The following is a 9,372-nucleotide window of genomic DNA, read 5'->3' on the forward strand; positions in this document are numbered from 1 at the left end:
CGACCGCGTCGACTTCCACCGCCGGCTGGCCTGGCTGACCGACCGGCAGCTCGCCGCCGCGTCCGGCGCCGCGCGGGACGCGGGCATGGCCGTCGGGATCGTCCACGACCTGGCCGTCGGCGTGCACCCCGGGGGCGCCGACGCCTGGGCCCAGCAGGACGCCTTCGCCGCCGGCATGTCGGTCGGTGCCCCGCCCGACGCCTTCAACGCCCTCGGCCAGGACTGGGGCCTGCCGCCCTGGCGCCCCGACGTCCTCGCCGCGTCCGGCTACGCCCCGTACCGCGGCCTGCTCAAGGGCCTGCTGCGGAACGCCGGGGCGCTGCGGATCGACCACGTGATGGGGCTGTTCCGGCTCTGGTGGGTCCCGCAGGGCGAACAGCCCACCCAGGGAACGTATGTACGGTACGACGCCGAGGCGATGCTCGCCGTCCTCGCCCTGGAGGCGCACCGCGCGGGCGCCCCGGTCGTCGGGGAGGATCTCGGCACCGTCGAACCGGGGGTGCGCGAGGCGCTGGAGCGGCGCGGGGTGCTCGGCACGTCCGTGCTCTGGTTCGAACGGGACTGGGAGGGGCCGGGACAGCCGCCCCTGCCGCCGGAGACCTGGCGCGAGGACTGCGTCGCCACCGCGACCACCCACGACCTGCCGTCCACCGCCGCCCGGTTGACGGGCGAGCACGTGGAACTGCGCTACCGGCTGGGCCTGCTCACCCGCCCGCTGGCCCAGGAGCAGGCCGAGGACCGCGCGGAGGTCGGGGAGTGGCTCACGTACCTGGAGCGCCTGGGGCTGCTGCCCGGGGGCCCCGGTGACGAGGAGGAGGAGATCCGCGCGGTCTACCGCTTCCTGCTGCGCACCCCGGCGCGGATGGTCGGGGTGTGGCTGCCCGACGCGGTGGGCGACCGCAGGCCGCAGAACCTGCCGGGGACGTGGGACCAGTACCCCAACTGGCGCCTGCCGGTGGCGGACGCGACGGGCCGCCCGACGACACTGGAGGAACTGGCCGCGTCCCCCAGGCTGCACCGCCTGATGGACGTGCTGCGCCCGTGACGGCCGGGACGCGCGACAGAGCCGTACGGGAGACGGGAGAAGGGGCCGTACGGGAGGCGCGCCGATCCGTACGGGACCCCGCGCGCGCGGCGGACCCGGCCGTTCGCTACGTTGGCACCGTGGACAAGAAGAACGCGATGCGCGCGGGCGCCCTGGCGGCCGGTACGACGCTGATGATGCTGCTCATGACGTCCCCGGCGCTCGCACTGAGCCGCGACGACGGTGACGACCCGGGCCCCGGCCTGAGCGTGGTGGAGACCCTCGGCCTGTTCGTGGGCATCCCGCTGCTGCTGTTCGCGATCATCACCGGCCTGGTGCTGGTCCTGGACAAGTCGCACCCGTCCCACCGCGTCACCAAGCCGAAGCAGGGCTGACCACCCGCCCCACGCACCGGCAGAGCGCCGCACGGCCGCCGTGCGGCGCTTTCGCGTACCCGAATCACCTCTCGGGGCGAAGACCGCCGACATCCTGAAGAGGTCCCGCCGTCCGAGAGACAGCGGGACCTCCGGACACGCTCTAGACGACCGGCGCCGCCGCCGCGTCCGCCTCCTGGGCGCGCAGCGCGCGCTCCACGCCCGCGCGCGACTCCGAGATCAGCCGCCGCAGGGCCGCGTTCGGGCCGGCCGACGCCAGCCACGCGTCCGTCGCGTCCAGCGTCTCCCGCGAGACCTGGAGCGACGGGTACAGCCCGACCGCCACCTGCTGCGCCATCTCGTGGGAACGGGACTCCCACACCTCGGCGACCGCCGCGAAGTACTTCTCCGTGTACGGCGCGAGCAGCTCACGCTGGTCGGTCTGGACGAAGCCGCCGATCACCGCCTCCTGGAGGGAGTTCGGCAGCTTGTCGCTCTCCACCACCGACTCCCACGCCTCCGCCTTGGCCTCGGCCGTCGGCCGCGCCGCGCGGGCCGCCGTCGCGTGCTGCTCGCCCGCCGAGGTCTTGTCGCGCTCGTACTCCGCCGCGATCTCCTCGGTGTCGTGCAGCCCCACCGCCGCGAGCCGCTGGACGAACGCCCAGCGCAGCTCGGTGTCGACGGCGAGGCCCTCGACCGCTTCCGTACCGTCCAGCAGGCCCTGCAACAGGTCCAGCTGCTGCGGCGTACGGGCCGTCGACGCGAACGCGCGCGCCCACGCCAGCTGGTGGTCGCTGCCCGGCTCCGCCGCCCGCAGGTGCGCCAGCGTCGCCTCCGTCCACTGCGTCAGACCCGTCTCGCGCCACACCGGCGCCGCGTACAGGTCGAGCGCCAGCTTCACCTGGCGGTGCAGCGACTGCACGACGCCGATGTCCGTCTCCTTGGAGATGCCGGACAGCACCAGCGCCAGGTAGTCGCGTGTCGCCAGCTCGCCGTCCCGCGTCATGTCCCAGGCGGAGGCCCAGGACAGGGCGCGCGGCAGCGACTCGGCGAAGTCCCCGAGGTGCGCGGTGACGACCCGCAGCGACTCCTCGTCCAGGCGGACCTTCGCGTACGACAGGTCGTCGTCGTTGAGCAGGACGACCGCCGGACGCGGGGTGTTCGCCGGGAACGGCACCTCCGTGCGCTCCCCGTCGACGTCCAGCTCGATCCGGCTCGTACGGACCAGCTTGCCGTTCCCGTCCAGGTCGTAGCACCCGATCGCGATCCGGTGCGGCCGCAGGACGGGCTCGCCCTTGGCGCCGGCGGGCAGCGCGGGCGCCTCCTGCGTGACGGAGAACGACGCCACGTGCCCCGACGCGTCGAGGGTGATCTCCGGGCGCAGGATGTTGATCCCGGCCGTCTCCAGCCACGCCTTCGACCAGGCCTTGAGGTCGCGCCCGGACGTCTCCTCCAGCGCGCCCAGCAGGTCGGAGAGGCGGGAGTTCCCGAAGGCGTGGGCCTTGAAGTACGCCTGCACGCCCCGGAAGAACTCGTCCTGGCCGACGTACGCGACCAGCTGCTTGAGCACCGAGGCGCCCTTGGCGTACGTGATGCCGTCGAAGTTGACCAGCACGTCGTCCAGGTCGCGGATGTCCGCCATGATCGGGTGTGTGGAGGGCAGCTGGTCCTGCCGGTAGGCCCAGGTCTTCATGGAGTTGGCGAACGTCGTCCACGACTGCGGCCACCGTGAGCCCGGCGCGTCGGCCTGGCAGGCGATCGAGGTGTACGTGGCGAACGACTCGTTGAGCCAGAGGTCGTTCCACCACTCCATGGTGACCAGGTCGCCGAACCACATGTGGGCCAGCTCGTGCAGGATGGTCTCGGCGCGCGTCTCGTACGCCGCGTCCGTCACCTTCGAGCGGAAGACGTACTGGTCGCGGATGGTCACCGCGCCCGCGTTCTCCATCGCGCCCGCGTTGAACTCCGGCACGAACAGCTGGTCGTACTTGGCGAACGGGTAGTCGTAGTCGAACTTCTCCTGGAACCAGTCGAATCCCTGCCGCGTGACCTCGAAGATCGCGTCCGCGTCCAGGAACTCCGCCAGCGAGGGCCGGCAGTAGATGCCCAGCGGCACCGACTGCCCGTCCTTCTCGTACGAGCTGTGCACCGCGTGGTACGGACCGGCGATCAGCGCGGTGATGTACGTCGAGATGCGCGGGGTCGGCGCGAACTGCCAGAGGTTGTCCTCCGGCTCCGGCGTCGGCGAGTTGGAGATGACCGTCCAGCCCTCGGGGGCCCGTACGGAGAACCGGAACGTCGCCTTGAGGTCCGGCTGCTCGAACGACGCGAACACGCGCCGCGCGTCGGGGACCTCGAACTGCGTGTACAGGTAGGCCTGTTCGTCGACCGGGTCGACGAACCGGTGCAGGCCCTCACCGGTGTTCGTGTACGCGCACTCCGCGACGACCGTCAGCTCGTTCGGACCCTCCAGGAGGCCGGCCAGCGCGATCCGCGAGTCCTTGAAGACGGCGGCGGCGTCCAGCGGGGTGCCGTTGAGGACGACCTCGTGGACGGCGGGCGCCACCAGGTCGATGAAGGTCTCTGCCCCGGCCTCCGCGCTGTCGAAGCGCACCGTGGTCACGGACCGGTAGGTGCCGCCCTCCTGCGCGCCGCTCAGATCGAGATCGATCGCGTACGAGTCCACGGTGAGCAGGCGCGCACGCAGCTGCGCCTCCTCGCGGGTCAGATTTGTGCCAGGCACCCGGTCATCTCCTCGGTATAGGGCGTTTCGGCCCATCCTTCCACGGCGGGTCGCGTTCACCCGATCGTGGGGACCTCGGGCTACCGTGGCGGGGAGGACGGGCGCCGTCCCTACGCTGACGGCGGAAGGAGGCGCAGCGATGACCTCCGGCATCGTTCAAGCTGTACCCGCCGAAGCCACCGCGATGAGCGCGGCGTGACAGTGCGGGGCCGGTCGAGCGACCCGCCCCGCACGCGTCCGGGCTCAGCCCGCCAGCTCCGCCGCCACCAGCTCCGCGATCTGGACCGCGTTCAGGGCCGCGCCCTTGCGCAGGTTGTCGTTGGAGACGAAGAGCGCGAGACCGTTCTCGACCGTCTCGTCGACCCGGATCCGGCCCACGAACGACGCGTCCTTCCCGGCCGCCTGGAGCGGGGTCGGGATGTCGGACAGCTCGACGCCCGGCGCGTCCTTGAGCAGCTCGTACGCCCGCTCCACACTGATCGGGCGGTCGAACCGTACGTTCACCTGGAGCGAGTGCCCCGAGAACACCGGCACCCGTACACAGGTCCCGGAGACCTTCAGCTCCGGGATCTCCAGGATCTTGCGGGACTCGTTGCGGAGCTTCTGCTCCTCGTCCGTCTCGAAGGAGCCGTCGTCCACGAGGCTGCCCGCGAGCGGCACCACGTTGAAGGCGATGGGACGCTGGTAGACGGCCGGCGCGGGGAACTCGACCGCCCCGCCGTCGTGCGTCAGCCTGTCCGCGTCGGCGACGACCTGCTTCACCTGACCGTGCAGCTCAGCGACCCCGGCCAGGCCGGACCCGGAGACCGCCTGGTAGGTGGTGGCGACCAGCGCGGCCAGACCCGCCTCCTCGTGCAGCGGGCGCAGCACGGGCATGGCGGCCATCGTGGTGCAGTTCGGGTTGGCGATGATGCCCTTGGGGCGGTCCTTGATCGCGTGCGCGTTGACCTCGGAGACGACCAGCGGGACCTGGGGGTCACGCCGCCACGCGGACGAGTTGTCGATCACGACGGCACCCTGCGCGGCGACCTTCTCGGCCAGCGCCTTGGAGGTCGACCCCCCGGCGGAGAAGATCACGATGTCCAGCCCGGACCAGTCGGCCGTACCGGAGTCCTCGACCGTGACCGGCGTCCCGCGCCAGTCGAGGGTGGACCCGGCGGACCGGGCGGAGGCGAAGAGCCGCAGCTCGGTGACCGGGAAGCTCCGCTCGGCCAGGATCCTGAGCATGACTGTGCCGACCTGACCGGTGGCTCCGACGATTCCGACCTTCACGGGGTCTCCTCCGTATGTACGAGCGGCATGGGTGCCGTGCCGCTCCATCATGCGTATCACCCTGCCCGTGTTGTCCAGTCGGTTGTCCAGGACGCGGACCGGACAGCGGAGGGGGCGGGCGCCCGTACGGACGCCCGCCCCCTCCTCAGCAGTACCGCGCCGTTACGGCGTGACGCTGCCGATCACCACACTGCCGGTGCCCGCGGACGTGCCGCGCGCGTTCAGCAGCTGCACGTCGCCGAAGAACTGGCGTCCCTCGGGAGCCGCGCTGTTCACCACGACATCGGCCGTGACCTGCGCCGACGCGCCGTTGGCGAGCTTGACCGGCTTGGTGTCGTCGACCTTGATGGAGCCCAGCGACGGCGAGTAGTAGACGTCGCGGTAGTTGAACTCCGTCGTGCCGGCCGGCACCGAGTAGCCGTCCACCGTCACCGTGTACGTGCCGGCGACCGGGTTGACGAGGCTGACCGACTCCTCGGAGTCGCCGTCCGCCGACTGCCCGACGACCACGTTGCCCCGGGCGACCGTCAGGTCGAGGTCCGCGGACGTGTCGGACGTGCTGCCGATGGCGACGTCCAGGCGGGTCACGCCTTCACCGACGACGATCGTGGAGACGAGCGAGCCGCCGTCCTCGATCGACGGGCGGTCGATCTTCGCCGAGCCCAGCGAGCCGCCCGACAGCTTGCCGTCGATCGCGGCGAAGTTGTTCTTGACCGTCCACTGGACCGGGGTCGGCGTGCCGATCTTCGCCTCGGGCAGCGTGGTCACCGCCGGGTCGAAGGTCGCGCCGAGCAGCGACACGTCCAGCGTGTACTTGTTGTCGAGCAGCGGCGAGGTACGACGCGCCTCGACCTCGATCTCCCACACGCCGGGGGTCGGGTCCACGTACGAACGCAGGTCCGGGCGGCAGGTGTTGGAGGGGTTCTCGTAGTTCGGGTAGCAGAAGATCGTCGAGCTGTCCTCGACCGGCAGACCGTACGGGTGGATCGAGATGAACCGGGTCTGGCTGTCCTTGGCGAGTCCGCCGAGCGCCACCTCCAGGGTCTTCGCGCCCTCCGGCACCGTCAGGAAGTAGGACTTCGAGCTGTTGCGCTGCACCGAACCGGTCGCCTTGAAGGCGTACGACGGCTTCGCCAGCTCCTTGGAGACGACCACGGTGGCGAGGATCTGCTTGTCCACACCCTCCGTACGACGGTCGTCCGCCTCCAGGATGGCGCTGTGCACGCCGGCCGAGGAGGGGCGGGCCTGGACGGTGACGGTGACCGGCTGGTTCAGCGGCAGCTTGATCTTGTCAATGCCGAGCAGCCGGAAGGTGCCGTCGTTGTTCTTCCAGTCCAGCCGGTGCTCCACCGCGCCCTTGGGGCCGGTGGTCCGGGTGATGGTGACGTCGTACGTACGGCTCTTGCCGGCCTGGAGGCCGCCCTCGCGGTCGTACAGGCCCGTACCGAAGCCGGGGGTCTCCAGCGCGTAGTCGATCGCGGTGTCGACCGGGGCCTTCACCGTGTACTCGTGCGCGGTGGCGCCGTGCTCGATCTCCTTCCACGCCTTGACGACGTCGATGAGACCCGCGCCCTGCTCGTGCGCCTGGAGACCGGGGATCTTGTCGGCGCTGCTGGTGAGCGCCGTCCGCAGGTCGGCGGGCGTGAGCGTGCGGTGCTTCTGCTTGGCGGCCGAGATCAGCAGCGCGCTCGCGCCGGTGGCCTGCGGGGACGCCATCGAGGTGCCCTGGAGCATCGAGTAGCCGGGCGGCAGGGTGTAGCCCGCCTCGGCGACCGGGCCGCCGGGGTACCAGGTCTGCGTGGTGTTGATCGCCGCGCCGGGCGCGGTGATGGTCGGCGTGAAGCCGCCGTCCTCACGCGGGCCGCGCGCCGAGAACGGCAGCAGGCCGTACTTCGTCGTCACACCGGAGCCGTAGTTGGCGGCCCAGGTGTCCTTGGAGATGGAGGCGCCGACGGAGATGACCTTGTCCGCCACGGCGGGGTCACTGATGGTGTTGGTGCCGGGGCCGTCGTTGCCGGCCGAGATCACCAGCTGCACGCCGTACGTGTCGATCAGCTGCGTGTACAGCTGGGCGCGCGCGTTGTTGGCGTCGTTGAGCGCCGGCAGGCCGCCGATGGACATGTTGACGATGTCGACGCCACGGTTGGCGACGAGGTCGATCATGCCCTCGGTCAGCGCGATGTTGGTGCAGCCGCCGCTCCACGTGCAGGCGCGGGAGGAGACCAGCTTGGCGCCGGGAGCGGCGCCGTTCATCTTGCCGCCGAACAGCCCGTTGGCGGCGGTGATGCCGGCCACGTGCGTGCCGTGCTCGCCCTGGATGACACCGATGTTGACGTAGTCCGACGTGGCGCCGGACCCGTTGTAGACGACGTCCTTGCGGATCTCGACGACGAACGGGATGCGCTCGACGATCGGGGTCGCCGGGTTGTCCGTACCGAAGTAGCCGATCTGGAAGCCGTCCTTGTACGGCTTCAGCGCGGTGTCGTTCGTGAAGTTGCCGTCGTTGTTCAGGTCGACCCGCACGGTGCCGTTCGCCGGGTCGTAGAGCACGCCCCAGACGTCGGTCGTGTCGCCGTCGCGGTTCAGGTCACCGGCCATGTCGCCGCCGACCGTGACCCGCTCCGCGAAGGGGAGGAACTTGTAGGCACCGGCCGGCGCCGTCCAGGTCCGGCCCGACGCCGTGAACGTGGGACCGCTGACGGCGCCGTTCATCCGCAGCCAGGTGCCGTCGCCGTCGGACACCGGGTCCGTCGCGGTCACCCAGTCGACGATCTTGCGCTCGCCCGTGGTGGTCTTCTGGAGGGCCGGGTGGCCCAGGTCGACACCGGAGTCCAGGATGCCGATGGTGACACCGCGGCCGTCGGCCTTCGGGTGCTGCTTGACGAAGTCGACCGCACCCGTCTCGAAGGACGGGTTGTACGGGTTCTTCGCCGGGGTCCTGCTGCTCGGCGCCGGGTACTTCTGGACGGCGGAGCCCTTCGAGCCCTTCGCGTGCGCGACCGTGTCGGCCGCCGGCGTCGGGTCGTCCAGCTGGATCTCCTGCTTGAGATCGATGCCGCGGACGGAGGAGAGCTTCGCGGCCGCCTTGATCGCCGCGTCCGCCTTGGCGGTCGGGAGCGTGGCGCGTACGTAACCGAGCTTGTCGTACGTCTTGCCGACGGTCGCACCCGCGACGTCGTCCAGCTGGCCCGCCACCTGCTCGGTCGCACCGGGGGCGGTGGCGACCATCAGCGTGACGGTCTTCGCGCCCTCGGCCTCGGCCTGGGACAGCAGTTGGGCGTCCACGGCGCCGAGCTTGTCGGACGCCCGGTCGGACTTCACGGCGGCGGTGGCGGCCGGGTCGTCGGTGCCCGTCTCGGAGAACGCGGGGGCGGCGCCCGTGGCGATCAGCGCGGCCACGAGGCCGGCGGCTGCCGCGATCCTGGCCACGCGTCTCGGCCCGGATATGGAGCCTGCGGATTCGGAGGTCATCAGCATCCCTGTGGTGTGGAAGAGAAGATCCGGATTTCGGTACCGGTGACCGCTCAGCTTTTCTTACCCAACAGGGGTTTGTGGAGTGTTGTCGGCGGCGGGATTCGGTCATGGCGTACACCCGCCAACGCGGGTCACCCGCCAGGCGGGAGGAACCGGCCCAAACCGGCGAACATGCCCGGCCCGCACGGTCGTTGGGCGGAGCACCGGAGTGAATCCGTCCGCTCTGCGGACACATGACGCGCGTAGTACGCGGCCGGCGGGAGCCCTCCCGTATTCTGCCGCCGCCGCTCCCGAACGACCGAAACACGGTCAACCCCGACGCGCCGGGCAACTCCCCGCGTCCCGCCGCGGTCCTGTCCGCCGACCGCACCTCACGCACGGAGGAGTTCCCCATGTCGGCACGTACGGCCCCCGCTCACCGCCCGGCGACCCGCGCCGCCCGCCGCGCGACGCACCGCGCCCGTCTCGCCTGGACCGGCGCGCTG

At 71.1% G+C, this 9,372-nt stretch carries 5 protein-coding genes; 2 read left to right on the forward strand and 3 right to left on the reverse strand.

Features of this window, described 5'->3' with window-relative positions; all coding sequences use genetic code 11:
- Both malQ and GT042_RS19560 read left to right on the forward strand, forming a co-directional pair.
- Window positions 1-1,045 (forward strand): 4-alpha-glucanotransferase (gene malQ / locus GT042_RS19555; RefSeq protein WP_161310022.1); only part of this gene is annotated, 1,045 nt, incomplete at its 5' end.
- Window positions 1,046-1,164: 119 nt separating this feature from the next.
- Window positions 1,165-1,419, forward strand: a complete 255-nt coding sequence (locus GT042_RS19560) for a hypothetical protein (protein ID WP_161310026.1) — start codon at window positions 1,165-1,167, stop codon at window positions 1,417-1,419.
- Window positions 1,420-1,561: 142 nt separating this feature from the next.
- On the opposite strand, the gene pepN is transcribed toward GT042_RS19560, so the two are convergent.
- The 3 genes from pepN to GT042_RS19575 all read right to left on the reverse strand — a co-directional run bounded on the left by pepN (window position 1,562) and on the right by GT042_RS19575 (window position 8,890).
- Window positions 1,562-4,141: an aminopeptidase N gene (pepN, locus tag GT042_RS19565; protein ID WP_161310023.1), complete on the reverse strand. Its 2,580-nt coding sequence runs from the start codon at window positions 4,139-4,141 to the stop codon at window positions 1,562-1,564.
- 243 nt (window positions 4,142-4,384) lie between these two features.
- Window positions 4,385-5,413 carry an aspartate-semialdehyde dehydrogenase gene (locus tag GT042_RS19570; RefSeq protein WP_161310024.1) on the reverse strand — a complete coding sequence of 343 codons (1,029 nt, stop codon included), beginning with the start codon at window positions 5,411-5,413 and terminating at the stop codon, window positions 4,385-4,387.
- Window positions 5,414-5,575: 162 nt separating this feature from the next.
- Window positions 5,576-8,890, reverse strand: coding sequence for a S8 family serine peptidase (locus GT042_RS19575; protein WP_202533190.1), 3,315 nt, complete (start codon window positions 8,888-8,890; stop codon window positions 5,576-5,578).
- Window positions 8,891-9,372: the final 482 nt, after the last annotated feature.

The sequence above is a fragment of the Streptomyces sp. SID3212 genome (assembly GCF_009865405.1).
In the GTDB taxonomy this organism is placed as follows: Bacteria; Actinomycetota; Actinomycetes; order Streptomycetales; family Streptomycetaceae; genus Streptomyces.

Bases quoted from the DNA above. Each gene is read 5' to 3' on its own strand.
- GT042_RS19575 (WP_202533190.1), bottom strand. From the start codon at position 8,890: ATGCTGATGACCTCCGAATCCGCAGGCTCCATATCCGGGCCGAGACGC.